The sequence below is a fragment of the Polyangium sp. y55x31 genome (assembly GCF_029946505.1).
In the GTDB taxonomy this organism is placed as follows: Bacteria; Myxococcota_A; Polyangia; order Polyangiales; family Polyangiaceae; genus Polyangium.
Genome location: NZ_JARZHG010000069.1, coordinates 1 through 22,629, shown reverse-complemented (window position 1 = coordinate 22,629; position 22,629 = coordinate 1). Strand labels below are relative to the sequence as shown.

The following is a 22,629-nucleotide window of genomic DNA, read 5'->3' as shown; positions in this document are numbered from 1 at the left end:
GAGCTTCCGCCGCATCGCGGTACGGTACGAGCGCCACGTCGAAAACTTCCTCGGCTTCGTCCACCTCGGATGCATCGTCGTGTACCTCAGGAGACTCCTGGACGATTTATGAGATGACTTCTACTACTCCGTCGTCGAGATCCCGTGCAAGTGCCAGGGGACCGAGAAGCTCGCATGGCTGCACATCGCGAAGGGTGAATACACGCTCTTCAACGTGGCTGTCGGTGAGTCAATGACGTTCCTCGGCAACAACGCGACGGTGACGACGAACTGGACGAACCTCCAGCGTCCCTCGAAGAACACGTACAGCGACCAGGAGTTCCTGATCCAGTCGATCACGATGCAGGAGGCCGGGCTCCGGGTGCGGTACGATGCGGCTGAAATCGACAAGATCGGGGGCCTCGGCGAAGCGAAGAACGTGCTCACAGGGCAGGCGTGGTTGTGGGATGATGCCGGCGCGTTCTTGCCGAAGGAAATCTTCCACGATTTCAGCGGGGAGAACCTCCTGTACCGGACGCTGCGCCGCTCCGCCGTCGTTTACTTCAACTGGGACAAGGCCCGGACGGGCGGGAATGCCACGTCGCGAAAGGTGCTGATCGACCACTTGCGCAACGTGCCGGACACGAAGGTGCGGACGCTCTCCCGGACTTCCGGAGGCGCGGCCGTCTTGCCGGTGCCGGACGGGTATATCTTCACCGACAACCCCGAGCGGAGCGAACACGGGGCCTTCTCGGCGATCATCCACATCCCGGACGACATCGTGTTCCCGATCAAGCCCATCGACCTCGGGACCGGCGCGCCGATCCGCCCGATCGAGGTGGGCCTGTACGTGCAGCTTTCGCTGAACGGGATCGCGTTCGAGCATCAGAAGAGCTCGAGTGTGACGGGCTGAAAAGGGGAATGCCATGAGCGTGGCGGAGATCGACAGCGAAGCGAGGCAGAACATCGTCGAGACGGAGCCGATGTTCGGCCCGTCCACACATTGCGTAGTGATCATGGAGCAACCGCCGTTGATGGGGGACGAACCTCCCCCGCAGTGGCGGGTCTCCGCCACGCTCACGCTTCGTGACAAGGCTCTCGGAAAAGGTGCGGTGCTGGCTGATTTGCCTACGGTTATCGTAGGGCCGCTGATTCACAAGCGGCAGGTCGTTGCGATAGCGAAGTACCCGAGTCCCGTCGATCGCTGGTCGTTCCGGTTCGAGAGTGATGCAGGGCGCGCGACGGCCCGGGTTTGGCTGCATCCTGGAACCTCTCCAGTCACGGAGTGCGGGCTGTTCGTGGTCCAGCACGGGTTGAAGGAATGAGCGTTCCGATCGGTGCCGAGCCTAGCGAGGCGCCAGAGCGGATCCTCACGACCGCGGGCTGGCTCTCGCTCGAGCGCGAGTATTTGCCGCGCGTGGTCGCGGGCGAGCATCTGCACGCGCATCCCGAGGCGAAAGCGGCCCTCGCCATCGCGGCGCGGACGTTCGTGCTCCGGGCGATGCGGGACCGGCCGACGCTGGGACGCACGACGGCGATCCCGAGCGGGGAGCAGTTTCAGGTGTTCGCGCGAGGCGCGACCGAGGAATGCGTAGTCGCCGCCGTCGCGACGCACGGGGTCGTTTTGCGATACCAGGGTCGCATGATCCTCGCGAATCATGTTGCGGGAGCTCATTGGAATCAAGACGGGTCGCTCGGATCCGATCCGACGAACACCGAGCGATGGGTGACGTACAACGTGGGGCGCAGTGGTCGTGACGTCATCCCCACTCGCCTTTCGTTCCGCTCGCACCCTGGGAATCGGGGTTGTTTGGGGCAGAACAGCGCGAACTGGCTGGCTGCGCAGGGGTACGACCGCAGGACGATCCTGCGCTTCTTCTACGGGGAGGACATCGAGTTTCACGAGCTCGGCACCGGGGAGAGCACAGGTATCGGTCGGGCGCTGTTCGGCATTTTGGCGCTGGCTGTCTTCGGGACGGCCATGGTGCGGAGGTAGCCGTGGCGCATCGGCTCGTGCAGGCGGGTGAAGGGCATCCGCGACCGCTCGTGCTGGCGTTTCTCGTGGGAGGCGACCTCGATCCAAAGCTGCGGGCAGCGTTCGGACCGCGACCCTGCATCGTTGCGGATGGGCTGGCGAAAGGGCCGATGATGGGCGAGCTGCTGGAGTACGCCCATCATCGGGCGGGGCTACGTGAGGTCTCGCGCCTTGCGCTGATTGGGTATTCGGCCGGGTGCCAACGAGTGCGTGCGCTCTGGATGGCCGGGGTTCGGGCAAATGCGTACCTGCTCGCGGACGGAACCCATGCGTCGTGGCCGCCGGAGGAATGGCAGATTGCCTGGCTGCGCGAGCTCGCGAGCGACGCGCGTGCGGGGAAAACGCTCGTGGTCGCCACGCATACGATGCAAACCTACACGGAACATCTGCCAAAAGGAAAAGCGTTCGCCTCGACGGTGCGCGTGCTCCGGATGGCAACGGGATGGCGGCTCGACCGGGCAGGCCCCTGGGATCGGCCCGTGGTAACGCACGACGGCGCGCTTTGGGTGTACTCCTACGCGAGCGGGAAGATCGACGCCGCCGCCCACGCGGCACAGCTCGTCCACGTCGTTCCGGAGCTGAGTGCGAGGCATCTGCGAGCCCGACTCTTGTCCCCCGCACCGGAGGTGAAGCGTCAGTCCCCGACGTTGCCCCTGAGCGTCATTGGTTTCCTGGTATCCTTGCTCGGGTCGTCCAAGGCGCGCTAGACGCTCGGTTCATGCGCACGAATCCGGCAAAAAGGTCGCCTGAATACTGACTGAGGTGATCACAAGGACGCATCTCTTCGTTGTGAAAATGCGCCAGGGCAAGTAAAAACCGGAACACGTTGCGGCGTGCCGCATCATTGGGATGAATGTCCTCGGAATCGAGGTTGGACTGTCGGCCGAAGAGGGTATACAGCGCTTGATAGAAGAGCGGGCCCGGCACCACGGCTCCGTCCGAGACGAGCCACGTAACGCCTTGGTTGAACCTGTCCAGCATGCTGCGCGGCGGAGGGGGCGAGAGCGGCATGTTGGTGCGGCTGCTCAGCGACAACCTCCTCAACATCGTGCCGTGGCGCCATTCCTCGCCGTCGAGCAGCCACACATCGGTCATGTAGCCGGGGTCGAGCTCGCGGACGTCGACAAGGAACATCCCCAGCAGTCCCTTCTTCGCGTCGAGCAGGAAGAACGAGGCCGGCCCCGAGTAGCGAATCTGTTCGCCATTCGCGAGCTTGATCTCCTGCGCACCGGTCACCGTGGGCGCCTCCGTCGGCTCCACGTCTTCGGTATCGGTGGGGGACCGCTTCGCTGCGGGCGAGTCGCCCGTCTGCCGTGCAGGTTCGAGCCCGCTGGTCGGCCCGACCAAGACGTTGACCGTTTGCGTCTGGGTCACGGGCGGCGCGGTAGGGGCCGGTGCGGTGGCTGCGGGAGGCTGCGGGCCCCACGTCACGGGCATGCGCGCGGCATCGCCGGTAGCTGCATGAATCACCATGTTGGGCGTGGGGCCACTGCACGCCGTTAGGCCAAGGGACATCGCGAGCCAGATAATGGCGGGGTACTGCATCGACGCTCCTCCGTCGCGATGCTCCACATCACGACGCGTCGACCACTACCCCGCAGCGTGAGCACGGGCAGTGCGGGAGTTCGGCGGCTCCACGTAAGCGAGTTCCTGGTGCCCCATGTCACGGACACACAAGCGCAGATGCCCATGCCGAACGGCTGCGAAGGTTTGTCCCTTTCCCTCCCAGGTTTGTCCGTGTACCCTCGGCCTCATGGCAGAACCGCCCGCTCCGGCGCCGACGCGCGAGCCCTCCGCCGCGTTGGCCGTCCTCCGGACCCTCGCAAACCTGCTCATCACCGCGTTATTCCTCGCCCTCGCCGTCATGTGCTTCGTCAACGTCTTCGCCTCCTCCGTCGAGGTGGACCACTTGGCCAGCCAAACCGCTTGCCAGGGCCAACCCGCCGGATGCGAAGCGATGCCCATGAAGTGGGAGCGGGTGCCCTGGTCCCACTCGTTGCAAGTCTCGACGACGGGCGGCACGATCTTCGTGCAGTGCAAGCGTGAGTACGTCCTCGCAGGGTCCTGGGGCTGCGAGGCCCTCAACACGATCCCACCGATCCCCGTTTCGAGCGCGGCCGCGAGCGAGAGCGCAAGCGCAGCTCCTTCCGCCTCCGCGCCTGCCACGGCCACGCGGCCCTTGAAGCCGAAACCTGCGGCCCACCTGCCCGCGGCGCCGACGACGCTCCGCGCGGAAGCTCGCTGACGGAGGAGTGGTGTAACATGGGGACCATGCTTCGTCTGGTACGCGCCGGCATCGTCATTGCGGCTTGCTTCGCAGGCGCCGCCATCGTGGTGCCAGCTTGTAGCCCCCCCGGCGCTCTGCCTGGTGCCGACTGCCCGCTCGACGACGACGGGTTACTCGCCATCCCGGAGGAGTGCTGCCCGTGCATCATCCGCGAGGACTGCTGGGCGCAAGATCCTCCGCCGCAGCCCCCCGAGCACTGTCGCACCGGCTGCCCGCCGGGCGTCCCCTTCGAGTGCTGCCCGTGTCCGACGCCGGAGTGGTGCCCCGACGGGACGAGCCCGCGAACCCTCGCTCCGTGGTGCTCCTCGCTCGATGGCGGGAGCGACGGCTCGATGTCTTCCCTTTGCGCTGGCGGAACTTGCACGCCGCCCGCAGCCGGCGACTGGAAGGGCCCGGTCAGCTTCTGGCAAGGCTGGGATCTGGAGGCGCCGACGTGCCCGGACGACGCCCCGATTCTCGCCTTCGAAGCGTGGGCCGAGCCGCCCACGGTCTCGTGCGGCACGTGCGAATGCGATCCGCCCGAGGGGACGTGCAAGCTGCCGGAGACGTGGACGGTGAGCTCGGCAGCGTGCACCCCTGATCCGAATCTCGGCGTCAAGACAAACCTCGATCCGCCGACAAACTGGGACGGGACCTGCAACGAGGACAAATCGATCCAGAGCGGGAAGCTATGCGGCGGGGTGCCCTGCGTTCGGTCGATCGTAGTCTCACCCCCAACAATCGAGGAGCTACCGTGCAAGCCGCACCTCGTGGGAGATCCCGAGCCATCGATCCCGCATGCGTGGGAAGGTGGACCGCAGACGACGCTCGGAAAAGCGTGCACGAGTGCGACTCCCGCGCCGAGCTGCGTGGAAGCCGCGGGGAAGGTGTGTGTGCCAACTCCCCCGAGCTTCTCCTCCTGTGTGTATCGCGAGGGGGACCACCCCTGTCCCGAGGGCTGGGACGAGAGGCAGCTCCTCTACCAGCACGTGCAGGACAACCGCTCCTGCGCGGCGTGCACTTGCGACGCGCCAACCGGCGGGACGTGCAGCACGATCGCCACTGTCTTCAGCGGCCCCGCGTGCACCGACCTCGCGCACTCGGGCAGCATATTTGCAGGCATGGATGCTCCCTGCTGGGATCTCATGGCTGGTGCGCCGCTTACAGGCGTGTCGAGCACTCCGCCGGAGTACGTTTCGGGGAAATGCACGCCGAGCGGGGGCAATGTCGAAGGCGACGTCGTGCTGGCCGACCCTGTAACCGTATGCTGCTACTTGCCCGCGAGCTGAAGCTGAACGGGAGACGCTGATGTCTGAGCCGGTTTGGATCGATGCCAGTCTCGACGAAATTCCAGCCCCAGAAGTTCTTGCTGACATTGCACGCAAAGGTCATCATGCCGTGCTCCGCGTTTCGGGAGCACCGGGCGGGTCTGTGCTCGAAGAGCTCGTTCACCGACTCGCCCGCGCCTTGCCCGAACATAGCGTGTTTCTTAGCGGAGCTTCGCAGATCACCGTTATCCCCGTGATCACGAACGCTGACGTTCTGCAGATCGCGGACGAGCTCGTGGCAGCGGCGCATGAGTTCCGGGACCTGGCCATTGAACTTTGCGCTCGTCTCTCCCCAAAGCTCGGTATTGCGCGAGAGGCGCTTGTCGATAGTCCGCGCACTTCAGGCCGACTCGATGCCGAATGGGATTACCACTTCCACGGCCTGCAATGCTGCTTCAAGAGCCGCCGTACTGGGCAGGTCCTTGATGTTGAACTCTCGTTCGGAGATGAATTCGGCGTTCTCGATCCCTGGTTCTTCCATCGCTTCCTGAAGACAACCGACCGACACGCAGCAATCGCGGCAAAACTCGTCGAGGAATACCACGACACCGCCCGGGCGCTCGATGTGCTAGAAGGTACGGGGCGTCTCCGCCGCGTAACACATCTTACCGCCGGACGAGCCGTGCATGGTGTCGTCGCAAAATCTCGCTAAGCTGCGCACCTAGTACGTGTATAAGAGCGATACTGCGCCGGACGCGACGGGAACCAGCTTCTCCCAGGGTGAGGGCCGCCCGACGAAATCGGGATGGGCACCGATCAACGGGAGCGCGACTTCGAGATCGATGCGTGCCGCAATACGTGCCGAGAGAGGGAACTCCACTGCGCTGCGGGCTCCTACGCCGACGAAGCCACTTACGACGGTCTTCAAATAGTCCCTGCTCGGCGCCGCCGTACCCACGGCCCCGCCGGTGACGAACAGGCAACCCAGAAGCGGAGCGCGCTTGAAGCAGCCGGCGCCCGTTAGGGCGAACGTGTGGATCTCGACGTCCGTGAACCCAGCTCGACGGACATTCCAGAGTGGCATCCACCGCGCGTCGAGCTCGAGCGTGAACGGCGCGAGCTGAAGACCTCCGGCGAGACGGAGGCCCGGCACCCACTCCGGCGCGGCTCCACGGGAGACCGTCACGCCCAGAGCCAAGAAACGGCGCGGCATGAGGGGCGGAGCTGCGGGCGGTGGACATGCCGGACACGTTGGGCACGGGGCAGGCCTTGATGGCGCTGGCGCAGGCACAGGCTCAGGCGGAGGTGGCGGTGCGGCGGGCTCCTCCTCTTGTGGCGGCGCGAGCTCACGGATCCGTTTCGCCGCGTCGAACGCCGTCCAGTAGAGCACCTTGAAGCAGTCGTCCGTCGGCGGGTAGTCGTGGTGCTCGGAGTGCGCCACGGCCCCGGCCTCGTCCTTGATCGTCGTGTCGACCAACTTCGCGCCGTCCGGTAGCCGCCGAATCCGCACGACGAGCGTGCGCGTGGCGGTCGGATCCAAGGTGCTCACGGGCAACCAGTTCGTGAGGATGGCGCTGAAGTCGAACGGGTTGGAGCATCCGGGGAGCGAGCGATCCGCCGTGAGGTCGACGCGATGGCGCGGCACCTCGTCCGCCGCGAAGGAGGACGACGGCCAGATCAACGCCACGACAACCGTGCAGCCCCCGACGCCGAAGCGCCCGCCGAGGCCTCTAGCAGTGCGCGACATCACAATTCTGGACCCTCGACCAGAAATCTTCGGGGGGCCTGTCGATTTTTTCGTGATGGGAGGCTTCTCGTGCCCTTTACCTTCGTGGGACCAGTGAACGCGAGCAGGGGCGGCGCACTGCGCCGAACCTCGGCCGAGAGGTATCCGGAATGACACGCGGCATCGACGACTGCGCGAACGAGCTCCGGGTCTCCAAGGAGGCTCTGCTCCGGCACCGGGTCGCCATGGCCGCGGTCGTTCGGTCGATTGGAGTGCACGCAGCGCATGTCGAGGACGTCGTCCATGATGCATTCGTGCTCGCGTGTGGCAAGCCCGAAATGGAGCGACCGGATCCAAAAGATGACGAGGCGTTCAGCGCGTGGCTCTGCACGCTCGCGAAATATGCGGCCAAGACGAACCGTCGGAATGTCTTTCGCTCGCGAGAAACGCCCGCGCCCGCCGAGAAAATCGAGCTTGTTGCGGAGGATAAGGAAGCGTATCTCGGGCCCTTCGAGGACAGGGTGATCGCATCCACCGTATTCGAGCGACTGAGCCGGGATGACGGGTCGTTGCTCCACGAGCACTTCTACGAGGACAAGGACATCAAGGACCTCGCCGAGGAGCATGGCATCCCGTGGAGCACGATGCGCTCGCGGGTGGATTGCGTGCTCGACCGAGCGCGCATCGCCGTGCGCGACGTGGCCCCGCGCTCGGGCCGGCGTCGTCGGGCCTGGGCCATCCCGCTTGCGCTGCTTGGGCTTGCCGTGCGCGAGGCGCGCGCACACGTGGGCTCGCTCTGGGTGCGATTCTTCGGCGCGCTTCGTCGGGGTCCTGCACGGTTGATTGGCTTCGGGGCGACGGTGGCGGTGATTCTGGCGTCGACTCCGGATTCGGGGTCGCGTGCGGCAGACGGTTTCGCGTTTGGCGCGCAGAACATCCATAGCGGGGGTTCTGAGGATGCGGAGCGCTGCGCTGACCTCGTGAGGTCGACGCTGGCAAGCCCGCGGGAGGCTCCGAAACCCACGGTTCCGCCCAATACCAAGGCTTCCCCGCCGCGTCGCCACGAGCAGCGCTCGACGTCCGTGTGGATGATCGCGAATGCGATTCGCGATGCGGAAGCAAAAACGAAGAAGTAGCCAGCCGTCTATTCTGCGACGTTTCACCGTTCGCAGTGGATCCGCGTGCCGCAGCCCTCTTCTGGGCAAGCACAGCGCTGCGCGCACACGGATCCACTGGGGTCGGTGAAGGCCTCGCATACGCCCGAGCACCACTCATCGTCGATCTCAGACGGCGGCGAACCAAGGGCGCCGCATTGCTCGCGCACGCCCACGGTTCGCCGTCGCCTCGGATCGGCGATGCCCACGGAGGAATGATGAATGCTCTTCGGGACGTTGACGATGACGCAGCAACGACGGTGATGGACTGCGCGGCGCTGCCGCCGCAGCAGCGGATGAGCGTGGCGCACTCCGAGCCGCCGCGCGACACGCTCGTGGATACGAAGTGCGGGCCGCCGTCGCGATGGGATCGATTGTGTGCGTTCATCGGTCGGAAGGCGGACACCTTCCTGGACGCGCTCCGCGAGCGTTCCCTGTCGAGCCTTCTCCCTCCTGTCCCTCCATATCGATCGCCCCGTGAGACGCGCGTGTCCGCAAGGACGATGCTCGGGGATGATCGGTGGGAATTGCTGTTGATCGAGCTTCTGCGCGCGCCCTTGCATTACCAGCGGACGGCACGAGAGGTCATCACGTATGCCGTCGACCTCCGGCAACTGGGGGACGAGGTGTACACCGACGGCCTCGTGCACTTCGTGCTGTCGCGTCAGCGCGAGGACGCGGACGGCACCATCAGCATCGGTCGCCTCCGGGACGCCCTGTGCGACATATCCTTCTCGGGCACCCTCATGCCTGCGCTGCGTCGCCTCGACGAGGAGGGCACGATCGACCTCCTGCCGGCCAACGGGGACGTCGACCGCAACACCCCCTCCGAGCTCCGGGCCCCTCCGGCGCGCATCCGCCTCCGGGTGCTGGTTTGAGCGGCGGAGACCGGCCATGCCACGTCGGCAAGTCACGTCTCCCCTGCTCGTCGAGATCGGTGCGCGCATCCGGGGCATCCGCGTCGAGCAGGGGATGTCGCTGGACCAGCTCGCCACGAGGAGCGGCATTGCGAAGGGAAACCTTTCGAGCATCGAGCACGGGCGGGTCAACATCACGGTCGAGACGTGCCTGAGGATCGCGGCGGCGCTGGGGGTCAGTGCGGCGGAGCTGTTGCCGGAGAAGGAGCAAGGGACCGGCGGTCGAAAGGGGAGGGCGCACCCCGGGATCAGGTCGTGCCCATGTGACAGATCCCACTGAACGGCTGCTCGCTGGGTGGGGTCGTCGCGACGCCCCCGCCCCCACGTTGGGCCCGCCGAATCTACGCGGTCGAGCGCGGTCACGGCCGCGAGACCCCTGCCCCCCGCCTTGCTAGCTAGACAGCGTGCCTTTGATCCTCCCCCGCTTCCATAGACAACCAGGTTTGGCGTGATAGTACCCTGGGAGAGTCTGATGGCGAAGCGGAAGCGAAGGTCGTTCAGCTCAAGATCTTGATCTCACTGATTCGGCGCGTCACCGTGCTCTGCGACGTGCTCGACGTCTCGCGCAGCGGCTTTTACGCCTGGAGCCCGCAGCCCAAGCGCAAGGCCTCCGACGTCGAGCTGGCGATCTCGACCCACTGGGCGCCGGGCTTCTTCTTGGAGAGCTTCGCGCCCCGCTTGAGCGTGCCTGCGGCCGCCTGCGCTTCCTCCTCCGCCCGGCCCGCATCCTGCTCTCGGTACGTCATGGTGGCGAAGCGGCACCGAACGTCTTCCATGACGAGGGGGCTTCGCGTTCATGGTGCTGAGCCACCCTGGTAGCGTCTTCCCAGCACCGGCTCAGGGGATCGAGGCATATCGCCTCGACATGCTGTTATCTGATCGAAATAACGTAGTATTTCGCGGAGGAGAGCGGATCTTGGATCGGGTGTTACGTCCACTTTTTGCGACGTGGCGATTGTGCCTGTCTTCGAGAACCCGTTTGGAACCACTATCCGCTCCCGTGGAGACGCCGTTCGGCTATCACGTGATCAAGCGAAACCAGTGACTGGCTTCGCTACGAGCACATGGCGAGCTTCGCCTCGACGGCGAGCACGTCCGGGTGGCGCTCGCCCTTCCCCTTCGCGCGCAGCTCGGCCTGCTCGGCACGCCATCGCGCGCAGTCTCGACTCGTCGGTCGCGGAGGAGGGGGCGCGTCCGGGCCAGCGGCGCTTTCCCACGCCGCGCAGAGAGACAGCTGCGCGTTCGCGGCGACGGCCCTCGGATGCCGGGGCCCGTAGCCGGCGGCCTCGTCCACCAGGACTCTCCGGCGCACGGCCGCGCAGGCCCGCCGGTCCGCGTCGGCGTCGTGCCCGCACGCGCGGTGCGCGCCGTCGACGCGCACCATCGCCGGGTGTCGCTCGCCTTTCCCCGAGGCGACGAGCGCGACGCGCTCGAGCTCGAGCTCACCGCAAGAGGGCGGGAGCTCCGTGCTCTCGAGGTCGCTCGGGCGCGGCGCGACGCCGGAGACAGCCGGCCGTTCGACGCGAACCTTCACCGGATCGCGCGGGGGCTCCGCAGACGTGCAGCTACACGCGAGCCACCACGGAGCGGCAGCGAGAGCGAGCGTGCGACGCACACGACCCCGCGTGCCTGGCGAGCGGTTCATCGCAGGAGACCATTTCCGCATCGCGAGGGCAGACCGATTCACGCGGTGAAGACGAGCTCCGGCGCATACGCCGAAACGACGCCGGACACGATGCCGCGGGAACGGGCAAGACGCTCGAGAGCGCATGCCGGTAGGGAGAGCAAGGTGCGAGGTCCAGCGCTCGCCAGGGCCTCCGCGTACGCGCGGTGCGACTCGAGCAAGGCCACGAGCGACTCCGTGTAGCCCGGCTGGTCTCCTTCCAGGAGCGCGAAGAGCGCCCGGACGGCCGGCTCGTCGATCCGCTCCAGCCGCGACGAGGCGCGCGCGGCATTCGGCATGGCCTCGAGCGTGCGAATGAGCTCCTTCCCGTGATGGCCGCTGCGCGTCGCGACCGCGCGAAGGGTCTCGGCGAGCGGAAAGAAGTATTCATCGAGCTTCGCCGTCTGCACGCCGATCTGGAGAAGCGCGCTCTCCGGGATGTTCGTGAGCCACGCGTGCGCGGTGCCGTCCGCGATCGCCAGCGTGCACCACATGGCGTCGACCCACGCGCGCGCGGTGGCCTCCTGCCATGGAGGCGGCGGGTTGACCGCGCCCACCATGACGTCGGCCGTGATCTCCATCGGAACGACGCGGTCGGGAAAGACCACGCGACCGAAGAAGAGCGCGCTCGCGCGGGCGGAACGCCGGAGCCACTCGACCCCTTCGGTCGGCTCGGCGTCGACGGTGAGGAGCGTACCGGCGACGTCCGTGGCGAACGCCGCGAGCGTCGGCAAGAACGGCCCGCGACTGGCGGACGCCCCGAGGTTCGCCCCGATCCGCCGGCGAAATCCTCTCGCCTCTTCCAGGCGGTCGTTCGCGATCGTGTGAGCCAGGATGATGTGTGCCATTCGTCTCTGATCCCGTGCTCGAGGGGCGACCCAGGGTAGGGACGCGTCCGAGCGGAGTGATGCGTGTCGGGTAGCCGTTTCTTCCCTCGGAGGCCACCGATTTCTCGCGCGATCACACCGTCGCCGGCGAGGAGCGTCACCCGTCGTCAGGGCGCTCGAGGCTGATCCGCCCCAGGGCCCCGGCGCGAAACGCGTGAATGAGGACGTCCCCCGCCTTGTGACGGTCGAGTGGGGGCGGGGTGGTCCGGTGTCGTTCATGTTTGAGCGCTCGAGGCGGCCGCCTGGGTTGACAGGTGGCCGGTGGAGCGTGTTGGCTGGGACCGTAGAGGTGGTCGGATCTGGAAGTATGGAGGAGGAGAGGAGACCGCAGGGATGCGGCGATGCGCAGGGGTAGATGCGAGTGCCTTTGCGACGCGGTGGAGAGGGCCCAGGAGGTCGGTGCGCTCGATGTCGGTGGGGCGGCGTCGCGCTTGGCGCCGTGCTCGGGAGGGCGGTGCGGCGTGGAGGTTGTCCGCCGTGCTGCTGTGGGGTGATGCCGGATATGAGGAAGTTTCTTGTTGTGCGCCGCTATAAGAAGTGCAGCAGTCCCGCGGAGCGCGAGGGCAATCGATACCTGTTTGCAGTGTCCTGGTCGTGCTTCGTGGCGCTCGCGGCCTGGTGCAACGCCTGCGCCCCAGCATCTCCGCCCGTGACCGCCATGGAAGCCGATTCGGGTGCCATCTGGCTGAGCAAAAGCTGCGAGGCGGGCTCCGCTGCCGACTGCCATGCGCTGGGCGTGATGTACACGTCTGGAGGAGATCTCCCCGGGGACGATGCGCGCGCCGCGGAACTCTTTGGTAAGGCCTGCGACCGCGGAAATGCGGACGGCTGCGTGAGCCTCGGACACCTGCTCGACAGAGGCTGGGGCTCCGACGGCCGGGGCCTAGCCACGGATAAGGCGCGCGCCGCGGAACTCTTTGGCAATGCCTGCAACCGCGGGAACGCAGCCGGCTGCGTGAGCCTCAGCTTCCTGCTCGAGGAAGGCTGGGGCTCGGCCAAGGACGCGGCGCGCGCCGTGGAACTCTTTGGCAATGCCTGCAACCGTGGGAACGCGGCCGGCTGCGTGAACCTCGGACGCCTGTACCAGAAAGGCCGGGGTGTGACCAAGGACGAGACGCGCGCCGCGGGACTCTACCGCAAAGGCTGCGACGGTGGGGAGGCAGCGGGCTGCTTCAATCTCGGGGTCGCGTATGCCGAGGGTCGGGGTGTGCCCAGAGACGATACACGCGCTAAGGAACTCTTCCGGAATCTCTGTGACAAAGGGGATGAGGCGGCTTGCCTCACGCTGCTGCACTCATACTCTGAGTGGCCGGGGGCTTTGCCACGGTAAGCGTGGCTCGCTCTCGGCAACTGCGGGCGCCCAGACAAGACCCTGCGGCACAACAAGCGGGTGGTGCATGACGGTGCGCCATGCCTCGCTCCGCTCAGCACGGCGCCCGGCAGCACACCTGCAAGGCGTTGGGCGGGTTGATCTTCCCCCGCTCCCGTGGACAAACGCACTATGCCGCAAACGCGGCCACTTGTGCTCTCAATTCGAACTCGACCGGGCTCAAGTACCCGAGGTACGAGTGCCGCCGGGCGTGGTTGTAGAACCGCTCGAGGTAGTCACCGATCGACGCCATCGCGGCATCCCGTGTCGGGAAGCGCATCTCGTCGACCAGCTCGGCCTTGAGGGTCGCGAAGAAGCTCTCGGCCACGGCGTTGTCCCAGCAGTCGCCGGTGCGGCTCATGCTCGCGGCGATGCCGTTGTCGCGCAGCGCCTTGCGGTAGTCCTCGCTGGCATAGGGGCTGCCGCGGTCCGAGTGGTGCAAAAGCCCCGGCTGCGGCCTGCGCGCGCGTAGCGCTCGCTCGAGGGCTTTGAGCGCGAGGGCGCGGTCGTTCTGCTCGCTCATCGCGAAGCCGACGACCCGTCGCGAGAACAGGTCGAGGATCGTAGCCAAGTACAGCCAGCCCTCGGCGGTCGGGATGTATGTCACGTCGGTCACCCACGCCTCGTTCGGGGCCTTCGCGTCGAATTGGCGACCGAGCAGGTTCGGCGCGATCGGCATCGAGTGCTTCGAGTCCGTGGTGCGCCGGAAACGGCGTTTGCTGCGTGCTTCGAGGCCTCGCTCGCGCATGAGCCGCTCGACGCGCTTGCGGCTCACGCACAGGCCCCTGGCGCGCAACTCCGCGTGCACCCGCGGGCTGCCGTAGGTGCCGCGGCTTCGGCGGTGAGCTGCGGCGATCTCCGCCGCGAGCTGCGCGTCGGATGCCTTCTGCCGCGACTCGGGGCGCTTGCACCAGGCGTAAAAGCCGCTGCGCGAAACGCCGAGGACGTCGCAAAGCACGGTGACGGGTCCGACACGACCTCAAGCTCCGGGAGGATCCGCTGGCGCAGGAAATGATCCGCATGGGAGCGCTGCCGGATCTGAGGGATCAAAATCACACGATCCTGTTCGGTTCTGGAGTTTTTGACTGCACGGCGGCCTTCTTCGCGAAGGAGAGCGAGTGAAGTTCGCTAAACCGGCCGCACCGCTGATGTGGCGTCGGTGGGGGACCGCCGCTCGCGCGCGGTCGCGCTCAGAGGCATCGCGCAGATCCTGGCGAACAAGGGCCAGGTCGACGAGGCCCTTGAGCGCTACAAGGAAGCGTGCGCGGTGTTCGAGGCGCTGGGGGACCGCCGCCCCCACCCATGACCGTCAGGCAAACCGACCACCCACAGCTTCCCGTCCACACGCACGAGGGTCGGCCGCTTCGTCGCCACCGCAGCCACCGCCGCAGGCGCATCCCGCCAAACCTTCAGCGGCGCCGTCGTGGACCCCGAACAGGCCGCGAGACCTACCACCATCGCGAGGAGGCTCAGCCGCGATGCTGGTGAGAGCAGGCCGCCAGAGGAACGAGCTCGACATGGCGCCACGCACACCCAAATATCATGACGCAGGCGTGGCGCCTACTACGTTCATGTGTCGGAACGTACATTCCAGTGCAACAACGCCCACCCCTCGACCGCCGCCGAGGTCGCGAGAAGGGGTCGGGCCGTTGAGTGAGGGCCCTCTGGCCCACCCTTCGCGAACCGGCGAAGACTAGCCTGCTCGTCTGGCGTTACCAGAGCGTTACCACGACGAGGCTACCGTCGTGTCTCTTCCCGTCCTTTCCCGGACACTCCGAAGAACCCCCTCACCATCGCGAAAGTGCCTGGAACGACGCCGTTTCCGCAATCGTTCTCGTACCTTGGCGAGAGGGTTCCCGAATCCCCAGCAGCGGTTTCCTAAACCGAAGGTCGCAGGTCCGATTCCTGCCGGGGGTGCCAATGATTCCGCGGGGTTAGCGCATCCCGCCTCCGTTGCCCCGGGGCCGTCTGGAAACGCGTTGCCCCACTGTTGCCCCAACCCCCCCGGGTCCTCTCCTCGACCCTGGCGGGTCGCGAGCGGTTCCGTGGTGACGGTCACCCCTTCCGGCCCCGCCCCTTGACCGGTCGCGGACCGTGCGATGCCCCACCATCGCCCCGTCTGCTGCCCCGTCCGTGCTCCGGCTGACCGGGCTCCGTTGCCCCGCCGTTGCCCCGCCCCTCGGTCGCCTTCGCGATCCTCCGGGCGGCCTCGGCGAGGTCTTCCTTCAGGTGGTGCACGTAGCGCTGCGTCGTCGACAGGTGCTTGTGCCCCGCCATGCGCTGGACGACGTGCACCGGCACGCCGGCCCTCAACCACGACGTAATCGCGAAGTGCCGCAGCCCGTACACGCTCCACCCTCCGAGCCCGGCGCGGTCGCGCACGCGCTCGAAGGCTTGCGTGAGCCCGTACTGCCCCCACGGCTTGCCCTGCTGGTTGAGCGCGACGCGCCCATCCTTCGGCCCGTGCTCGGCGTGCTCGAGGAGCCGCGCGAGCGGGGCCGTGATGGGAATCTCGCGTTGCCCCGTCTTCGGCGTGTGCGTTTCGCCGTAGGAGCGGCCTTCGCGCACGCTGAGGAAGCCGCCTTGCGCCTCGCCGTTTGTCCCGGGGAGGAGCACGTCGCGCCGACGTAACGCGCGGACTTCGTTGGGGCGAAGGCCGGCGTGCGCCATGAGCGCGAACGCGAGGCGCTGCGACGGGACCGCGGAGGCGAGAATCGTATCGATGTCCCTCTCGGAGGGGATTTCGAGGATGCTCTTTTCCGCGGCTTTGAGCCGAGGCAACGCGGGGGGCAAACCCGCGAGGTAGCCGCGGCTCGTCGCGAAACGCAGCACGGATCGGAGGACGATCTGCACATTGTTTCGCGTGGTGCGGGCGCGGTCCTGCTTGGAAAGCGCGAGGTCGAGCTCGGCGGCCGCGGCTCCGTCGACCTGGGCGAGCGGGAGCTCGCCGAAGGTCGGGAGGAGGTGGCGGTCGAGGACGAGCGCGTAGCCTCGGCGGGTGGTGACCTTGAGGTCGGTCAGCATGAAGGTGGAGCGGTATTCGCTGACAACTTCGGAGAAGGTCTTCGTGGGGAGGGCGGGGGTGGTGGATGGGGTGGGAGGGGAGCCGGCGGGGGATGCTGCCGGCGGCGCGGGAACGTCGTCCTCGGGCGCGTACGGGGTGCCGTAGCGGGCGAGGTTCAGGAGGACGCGTTTCTCCTCGGCACGAGCGCCGGGGAGCGTCTGGACCTGGGCATCCTTGCGGTACCTTGCCCGCTGTCCGTCTTTCGTCTTGTAGCGGATGTCAATGAACAGCCGGGTTTCCCCGCGGCGGTTGACTTTCCGGATTGGCATGATCGGGTCCTTTCCCGGTCATCCCAGCCGATCTGCGAGGTCCCAAGCGTATATCACGCAAACCAGTTGTCACGCAAACCAGCTGGAGGGCACGAGGCCGTCACGCTTGCGTAGCTCATCCGTGCTGGTGTCACGCCATTCTTCCTTCAAGGCAGAATCAAACTCAGCAATCGGCAATCGTGCATGATCAAACACTATGATTTGCACCTTGTTGTTTGTTGCAAACGCGGCTAACAACTTATATAGTTTTGTGATGGCCTCGACATCCTTGTCGTCTGCGGGATACGTGGGCTGCCCCTCCTTTGCCAGAGCAGCTGGAAACCATACCTGACTCGGCTGGTCAAGCATCAAGAAGGATGGAACAGGAGACGACTCATGCCGGAATTGGTAGTGTAGAGCTAGCAAGACGACGACATGGTAGCTAAGCCAGTTGGCACCGCTGCCGAGCTCACTCAAAGGAACATAATCGTTCGCGTCGACCGCGATCTCGATCAACAGCTCTCGGAGATTTAACCTCACCGGAGCCCCAGGAAACTCTACATCCAGGCCACTGGTTAGCGCTGTCGCCGTTGCACCAATTGCTGCCTGTATCTGGACAATCGATCTGTCAACAGCAGCATCACCAACCGCCGCCTCCAAAGATGCGATCTGCTGCTCCAGCGTAGGCCCTCCTCCACTCGTCTCGCTTTCAACAACCTTACTCTGCGCCAGAAGGTACTCTTGGATAGCCCCAGAAAGTCGCTCTATCCTTCTTGTTTCCGCAAAGAGTCGACTATCTGCGCTGATCTCTGAGACAGCCGCCTTCACCCGCTCACGTGCGCGAGACAGCGCCATAGAAATCTCTCGTACGTCGTTTTCAAGTTTCGCCCGGCGCAATTCCACCCTTGATTTCAGTCTCGTTGGCAAGGTACGAACCTGTTCGAGTGCACGGCTGCCGCTTTCCAGCTGCTTCTCAATATCGTTTACGGCTAACTCCCCTGACTCGCAGAGTGGACATTGCTTCGTCTTCGTCGGCGGTAACAGTTTGCGGATCGCCAATCGCTCCGCTTGCTTGTCTGCAACTAGTTGAAACTCGCTCTCTGCCGTCTCATAGGCTCGCAGTTCCGCCAGTTCCCCCTTGGTTCGACCAAGCACGTCGCTAAGGCGCTCGACGTCTCCATCCGCAGCCGAAAGTACATCAATAACATTAGCACGTTCGGCAATGCTATCAATCGCATACTGTGCACGCTTAAGCGTATGCAACAGGTCTTCTAGCGACTGCGGCATTGATGCAGCGTCGAGCAGGCCCATGCCCACGGCCTGATTCCAAAGCGTTAGGCCACGTTCATAGCCATTTGCCTGCAAGGTTTGCTGCTCTTTGCGACGGCGGTCCTGAATTCTTTTGTCATCCAACAGCCGTCTCAGCTCCTGCCGCATTTCAAGATGCCTCATGGTGAACACCTTGAGAAAATAGCGCAAAGCGTCAACTACCTGCATTTTCTCGAACGAAGTCTCGATTCCGGCAAAGGTGACGTTCCGGCTGGCAATGACATCCTGGGGCTGGAACAAATAGGGTGCGCAATGACGAATGCTAGTCGGAAACTCTCCGTCCTTGCCCCGAACCACTGGGGGTACCTCGATACCAGTGAAGCTAGAAAGGATCTCCTTGCCCGTTTGGAGGTTATGCGTGTATTTCTGTGGGGCAACCGGAGGGAGCTCCACATCAGGCCCGACTTCGAGAAAAAGCTCAGTCGCAGTACGGCTGTTCGCGTCCGGAAGGGGCCTGACAAGAGCGAGTCTCCGACGCTCGCCCGCACATGCTTCGATGAGCATGCCCACGTGCGACACTGCCTGACGAATAGGTCCCTTAGCAATGCGACAATTTTTCGACAGAAGACAATAGTCCGCGATTTCCAGAACGGTGGACTTGCCTTTGGCCGATGTGCCCGAGTAAACCGTCAGTCCCGACTCATTAAACGTGAGGATTCGAATGTCCCCAGATTTCTTCGAATAGATGGCCAACTGAAGTAGTTTCCAGCTCATACTCAGCTCCCAGCCAGAAGAGTCAGAAGCGCCGCCTCTCCTCCGTCCTTCCGAACCATTTTTCCAATGACTTTAGAACGGCAACGCAAGTCCGTTGCCAAGAGGCTCATTGCGGTACCTGGCTGACGTCGGATGGTTTTTCCCAGTGGCATGATACGCATCTTGTTCATTGTAAAAATGCCACTTGCGACGCCTAGCCGAATGGCCTTCCAGAATGGGTCCACCCATGATTCGATAGCCCTACTGACTCCAACTCGCCATTCCGGATGCTCGGTGAACATCTCTAAGAGGAGTATGCTGAGCTTTGCGTTGGCTGTCGTGGGCAGACGCTCGCGCACGGCGTCCGGGATCAGGAGAGCTAGGCCGAACATCGCCGGGAATACCGGGAGCCAATCTTCATCCGTGGCCCTCGTCAATGCCCCGCTTCCCCCTTCAAGATAACCGACAGACATCCAGAATACAGAATAGGCCCCAAGAGCTGGGTTCCTTTGGATGAACCCGTCGAGCGCTACCCCGCCGCCGTGCTCACCCTCATCTGTATCCCTCACTTAAGCAACCCTCGCCTTCGTTTTCTTGAGTTCGTTCTCGAAATTCGGATGCCAGCCGACGATCATAGCATCGGACAGTATGTATAGCGATCCGTAGTTTACGTGCGACGGCAACTGTTCCGATCGAATTAACCCCCTACATTGCTGGAGTGATTCATTGTGGATCTGCCATCCTTTCTCCACTGGATCACCCCCTCCTCGTAAACACTTCCGCCGAACCATCGACCATTGATTTTCCAGGTCCGCATCCAGTGCATCTAGCTCGGCATCCCCCAAGAGCCCGGCTTGACGCCAACCGTAGCGCTCGGCGCTTGCACGATGGTAGTTGCGGACTGCTGCAAGCAGATCCTCGTCTGTGGCATTCAGTATAGCCAACTGCCTGATGTAGGCTGGATCTTTTGCTACCTCCTCGGAAAGCTCTGGAAATGGCCCGGTATTGTATCTGGAGATTAAAGGTGCCGGTCGAAGTTTGTCGTGAATCTCGGCAATTTTTCCCCCAACCAGATCGTGCTCAATCGTGCATCCGCCGACCCGGAGTTGATCAAGCACATGGCTTACGAACCAGCCAATGAGCTCCTGTCGAAATGCCACAACCCTCTCGGGGCGCACATAGAGGCGCCGAACTCGATGCTCTATCTCGCTAGTAGCATCAGTGAGTCGTAACTGCGCATCGCACACGCGAATTCGACGAACCATGTCTTGCCGTTGTGCGTCAGTTAAGCTTTCCCATGCTTCGTAACATGGCTTCAGTCGCTCGTTTTTTCGCGCTTTTGCAACCTGCCCGAGATTCTCAATGAGCCCACAGATGTCCTTGTCCGTCGGGGCTTTCAGAGCGGCACTCGTCTCGGCAAATGGCTCTATGGTAGATCCGGCCGCAACCTTCGACGTGGTGAGCAACGTGAGCTTCGTCTCGGGTGTCCATTGCGTGCGCGCAGGGTATTCGGACCAGACTCGTATCGTCTTCCAAAACTCCACAGAAGCGGTCGTCAAAGTGGAATTGGTGAACGAATGCTTCGCTTGGATCGATGCTGTTAACTCATTCGCATCGTTGAAGGATACGATATCGTCGGATGCCTCCAGTGCAGCGGAGGTTCGATTATCGAGCACGAAGATCAATGCGCGGTGCACCTGCCACATGAACCCGGCAAGCGAACCCCCAGCCTTGTGGTCAACATGACTTGTCATGGCACCTACATTGCGTACAACTGCGCCCTAACAACTGTACGCGGGGTCGCGGATGTAGGGCAAGGATATTTGGGGCGGCCCCACGCCCGAGATCTCAACTTCCCCTTCCCCCCTCCGGTCGGGAGGAGCGGCCCACCAGCCCAGGGAACTGGAAGGCGGTGGCCCGTCGAGCCGCCCCTCTCATTGCGTCACTTGCCCACGCCGACAAGGTTATGTAATTTTACCCACCGATCCACGGGAGGGCCCCATGCGCCTGCACGTCTCCACCGACATCCCCCTCAGCGAGCCCAACGCCTCCTCCGGCCTCGTCACCTGGTTCTCCATCGACATCTTCCCCGACGACGACGCCCCCCACCCCGCCCGCATCGGCCACGCGCGCGTCGCCCGCATCCACATCAGCAGCGCCCTCGACCTCAACGTCCCCCTCCTCGACGTGCTCGACGCCGACAGCGGCGAGCTCGAGGCGCTCCACGACGTCTTCTTCGAGAACGACTGGCCCAAGGACGAATACCTGGAGGGCGGCGGCAACGACGCCCTCTACATCAGCGAGCTCGTCATCGACCCCGCGTACGAGGGCCGCAACATCGACCTCGCCCTCGTGCGCCGGCTCTGCGACACGCTGGCGCAAGGCTGCACCGTCGCCATCCTCCCGTATGCCTCCCAGCGCGACGTCGACCACTGGACGCCGCTGGGGTTCGAGGTCACCCCGCCCGGCGGAGCCGAGGGCTACCTGCATCTTCTGCTGGGGACCCGTACGGCGCGCGTGGACGATCCCGATCAGCCGGGAGTGTTCAAGGTCTTGCCGAACCCTTCGCCCGAGGAGGCGGAGAGGCATCACTGAGGCCGAACGTCGCGCCTCGCCGAGGAGGCCGTGCGGGGGGGGTCCGTCTTGGGCGTCGAAACACTGCTACTAAGGCAGTTGCGCTTGCACAACCACCTTCCTACTGTACAAATTTAGGCGTGCGCAATACGCGAGGCGTTCTACTGGCAGCCGCTCTTCTACTGTCACCACAGACTGTGGAAGCGAGCCCATGGACCAAGTTTCGTGATGCTATTACCGCACCAGTTCGGGTTCCCGGGGCGGCAATAGTTAACGCTATCAAGAAGCCGACCCTAAAAAACCTAGGAAAGGTCGCTGCCTCCCCCGTAACTGCGGCAGCAACGGTACTCGACAATACGACGTCTGCCGCCAATGACCTCGTAGAGAAGAATCCCTCACTGAAGCGCGCAATTGAGGGGAAGCAGCTTGCTGTAACTGTTCCCATCGGAGGCAGTGCCTCTTCGGCGCCGCTCGGAAGCGCCGCTGCGGTTACGCCGACTCCAACTGTGCGCCTATCCGGCCACGCTGAAATCACTGCAGAATTCGCTCTCCGCCCAAAGCAGGCACCTCCGATGATTGCGGTGGGGATCGGTGTTCAGCCCCAGAACAGAGGCAACAGCAGCAAGGAACAGGTCGCTGCAGCTGCGACTGGAACGCAACATTCTATAGCGGAAACACGGCCGCTGGACTGGGCGACGTGCGAGGCCATCGGCACGTATGGCACTATACTAGAGAATGCTGCCCGTAAACAGATCAGTAAAGAGGAGTTGTTTCGCGAGTCGCTTTCACACCTCGAGATGCTGAAACGTGCCGCCCTCGATGAGGGGAAATGGAAGACGGGCGATCACAATGCCATCCTCTCGGCTGTGCGCCAACTAATCAACACAACGGTCGGGCTGGTGGAAATTGCAGGCTCGGAGATTCCGGCCATGAAGGGCATGGGGGCGGTGACGTTGGCATATGGCTGTGCCGACAAGTTCATCGACGGATTCAAGGGCACGTCCACAGCATTCCAGGTAGCTGGCATGTGCGCGGCTGAAGTCGCGCTTAAACACACGTTCAAGAGCGTTCCGGAGCAGCGCAAGGCCATCATCGATACGATCAAGACGATGGCAGAGAAGTGGCGCGACATGTCAAGCTTTGCCAAGGACGAGGCCGGGCGCGATGAAGCCAAGAGAGCGTTAGCGCTGCAGATCAGCAACATCGACAATGCGCTCGCCAAGGCGCGAGCCAGCTATGAGCTCAATCAATCTGTGCTGAATCTCTATCAAGAACGCATCGCCGAAGCGAGAGCTGCATGGCGACACGGCAATTGCGGAGTCCGGCGGCGCTAGCAGCCCGTGGACCTATCCCGAAGGACGATCGACAGGGACGGGAGGGGATGGTAGGTTTGTCCGCGTCATGTCGATGGGTCGAAGACGGGAGAAGCAGGCGCCGCTTTGGGTGGCGGCGCCTTC

At 64.3% G+C, this 22,629-nt stretch carries 22 protein-coding genes and 1 pseudogene; 13 read left to right on the top strand and 10 right to left on the bottom strand.

The window, feature by feature from the left end; genetic code table 11:
• Positions 1-232 precede the first annotated feature (232 nt).
• From QHF84_RS49205 to QHF84_RS49190, 4 genes are read left to right on the top strand one after another with little or no spacing between them, the layout of a single operon-like run.
• Positions 233-892 (top strand): hypothetical protein, encoded by a 660-nt coding sequence (locus QHF84_RS49205; RefSeq protein WP_281320614.1) that lies wholly within the window; start codon positions 233-235, stop codon positions 890-892.
• Positions 893-905: 13 nt separating this feature from the next.
• The gene (locus tag QHF84_RS49200; protein ID WP_281320613.1) at positions 906-1,304 is read left to right on the top strand and encodes a hypothetical protein; all 399 of its coding nucleotides are present in this window, start codon (positions 906-908) and stop codon (positions 1,302-1,304) included.
• The gene (locus QHF84_RS49195; RefSeq protein ID WP_281320612.1) at positions 1,301-1,975 is read left to right on the top strand and encodes a SpoIID/LytB domain-containing protein; all 675 of its coding nucleotides are present in this window, start codon (positions 1,301-1,303) and stop codon (positions 1,973-1,975) included. Before QHF84_RS49200 ends, QHF84_RS49195 begins: the two co-directional genes overlap by 4 nt.
• Positions 1,976-1,977: 2 nt before the next feature.
• On the top strand, positions 1,978-2,721 hold the full coding sequence (locus QHF84_RS49190) for a hypothetical protein (protein WP_281320611.1): 744 nt from the start codon (positions 1,978-1,980) through the stop codon (positions 2,719-2,721).
• On the opposite strand, the gene QHF84_RS49185 is transcribed toward QHF84_RS49190, so the two are convergent.
• Complete coding sequence (locus tag QHF84_RS49185) at positions 2,675-3,559, bottom strand: hypothetical protein (protein WP_281320610.1); 885 nt, start codon at positions 3,557-3,559, stop codon at positions 2,675-2,677. The genes QHF84_RS49190 and QHF84_RS49185 overlap by 47 nt on opposite strands.
• A 208-nt stretch (positions 3,560-3,767) precedes the next feature.
• Between QHF84_RS49185 and QHF84_RS49180 the strand changes: the two genes are divergently transcribed.
• From QHF84_RS49180 to QHF84_RS49170, 3 genes are read left to right on the top strand one after another with little or no spacing between them, the layout of a single operon-like run.
• Complete coding sequence (locus tag QHF84_RS49180) at positions 3,768-4,259, top strand: hypothetical protein (protein WP_281320609.1); 492 nt, start codon at positions 3,768-3,770, stop codon at positions 4,257-4,259.
• Between the two features lie 26 nt (positions 4,260-4,285).
• The gene (locus QHF84_RS49175) at positions 4,286-5,569 is read left to right on the top strand and encodes a hypothetical protein (protein ID WP_281320608.1); all 1,284 of its coding nucleotides are present in this window, start codon (positions 4,286-4,288) and stop codon (positions 5,567-5,569) included.
• 19 nt (positions 5,570-5,588) lie between these two features.
• Positions 5,589-6,260 (top strand): hypothetical protein, encoded by a 672-nt coding sequence (locus tag QHF84_RS49170; RefSeq protein ID WP_281320607.1) that lies wholly within the window; start codon positions 5,589-5,591, stop codon positions 6,258-6,260.
• Positions 6,261-6,269: 9 nt separating this feature from the next.
• Here the strand turns inward: QHF84_RS49170 and QHF84_RS49165 are convergent, their stop codons facing one another.
• A complete protein-coding gene (locus QHF84_RS49165; protein WP_281320606.1) occupies positions 6,270-7,295 on the bottom strand; it encodes a hypothetical protein in 1,026 nt (341 codons plus the stop codon).
• Positions 7,296-7,612: 317 nt separating this feature from the next.
• Between QHF84_RS49165 and QHF84_RS49160 the strand changes: the two genes are divergently transcribed.
• Both QHF84_RS49160 and QHF84_RS49155 read left to right on the top strand, forming a co-directional pair.
• Positions 7,613-8,410, top strand: a complete 798-nt coding sequence (locus tag QHF84_RS49160; protein ID WP_281320605.1) for a hypothetical protein — start codon at positions 7,613-7,615, stop codon at positions 8,408-8,410.
• A gap of 506 nt (positions 8,411-8,916) precedes the next feature.
• On the top strand, positions 8,917-9,306 hold the full coding sequence (locus QHF84_RS49155; RefSeq protein ID WP_281320604.1) for a hypothetical protein: 390 nt from the start codon (positions 8,917-8,919) through the stop codon (positions 9,304-9,306).
• A gap of 614 nt (positions 9,307-9,920) precedes the next feature.
• On the opposite strand, the gene QHF84_RS49150 is transcribed toward QHF84_RS49155, so the two are convergent.
• The 3 genes from QHF84_RS49150 to QHF84_RS49140 all read right to left on the bottom strand — a co-directional run bounded on the left by QHF84_RS49150 (position 9,921) and on the right by QHF84_RS49140 (position 11,856).
• Entirely contained in the window at positions 9,921-10,091 is a 171-nt protein-coding gene (locus tag QHF84_RS49150; protein WP_281320603.1) for a hypothetical protein, read from the bottom strand.
• Between the two features lie 308 nt (positions 10,092-10,399).
• Complete coding sequence (locus tag QHF84_RS49145) at positions 10,400-10,990, bottom strand: hypothetical protein (RefSeq protein WP_281320602.1); 591 nt, start codon at positions 10,988-10,990, stop codon at positions 10,400-10,402.
• A gap of 38 nt (positions 10,991-11,028) precedes the next feature.
• On the bottom strand, positions 11,029-11,856 hold the full coding sequence (locus QHF84_RS49140) for an Imm49 family immunity protein (RefSeq protein WP_281320601.1): 828 nt from the start codon (positions 11,854-11,856) through the stop codon (positions 11,029-11,031).
• A 541-nt stretch (positions 11,857-12,397) separates the two neighbouring features.
• On the opposite strand from QHF84_RS49140, the gene QHF84_RS49135 reads away from it, so the two are divergent.
• Complete coding sequence (locus QHF84_RS49135; RefSeq protein WP_272427997.1) at positions 12,398-13,225, top strand: tetratricopeptide repeat protein; 828 nt, start codon at positions 12,398-12,400, stop codon at positions 13,223-13,225.
• Between the two features lie 169 nt (positions 13,226-13,394).
• On the opposite strand, the pseudogene QHF84_RS49130 reads toward QHF84_RS49135, so the two are convergent.
• Positions 13,395-14,231, bottom strand: a pseudogene (locus QHF84_RS49130) (IS3 family transposase); the annotation flags it as partial.
• Positions 14,232-14,423: 192 nt separating this feature from the next.
• Between QHF84_RS49130 and QHF84_RS49125 the strand changes: the two are divergent.
• A complete protein-coding gene (locus QHF84_RS49125) occupies positions 14,424-14,570 on the top strand; it encodes a hypothetical protein (protein ID WP_281320600.1) in 147 nt (48 codons plus the stop codon).
• A gap of 749 nt (positions 14,571-15,319) precedes the next feature.
• Here the strand turns inward: QHF84_RS49125 and QHF84_RS49120 are convergent.
• The 4 genes from QHF84_RS49120 to QHF84_RS49105 form a co-directional block, all read right to left on the bottom strand.
• Positions 15,320-16,597: a site-specific integrase gene (locus QHF84_RS49120; RefSeq protein ID WP_281320599.1), complete on the bottom strand. Its 1,278-nt coding sequence runs from the start codon at positions 16,595-16,597 to the stop codon at positions 15,320-15,322.
• A gap of 69 nt (positions 16,598-16,666) precedes the next feature.
• A complete protein-coding gene (locus QHF84_RS49115; protein ID WP_281320598.1) occupies positions 16,667-18,619 on the bottom strand; it encodes a DUF3732 domain-containing protein in 1,953 nt (650 codons plus the stop codon).
• A gap of 2 nt (positions 18,620-18,621) precedes the next feature.
• Complete coding sequence (locus QHF84_RS49110; RefSeq protein WP_281320597.1) at positions 18,622-19,167, bottom strand: hypothetical protein; 546 nt, start codon at positions 19,165-19,167, stop codon at positions 18,622-18,624.
• Entirely contained in the window at positions 19,168-20,352 is a 1,185-nt protein-coding gene (locus QHF84_RS49105; RefSeq protein WP_281320596.1) for an ABC-three component system protein, read from the bottom strand.
• Positions 20,353-20,599: 247 nt separating this feature from the next.
• Between QHF84_RS49105 and QHF84_RS49100 the strand changes: the two genes are divergently transcribed.
• Entirely contained in the window at positions 20,600-21,193 is a 594-nt protein-coding gene (locus QHF84_RS49100; RefSeq protein WP_281320595.1) for a hypothetical protein, read from the top strand.
• Positions 21,194-21,744: 551 nt separating this feature from the next.
• Positions 21,745-22,506 carry a hypothetical protein gene (locus QHF84_RS49095; protein WP_281320594.1) on the top strand — a complete coding sequence of 254 codons (762 nt, stop codon included), beginning with the start codon at positions 21,745-21,747 and terminating at the stop codon, positions 22,504-22,506.
• Positions 22,507-22,629: the final 123 nt, after the last annotated feature.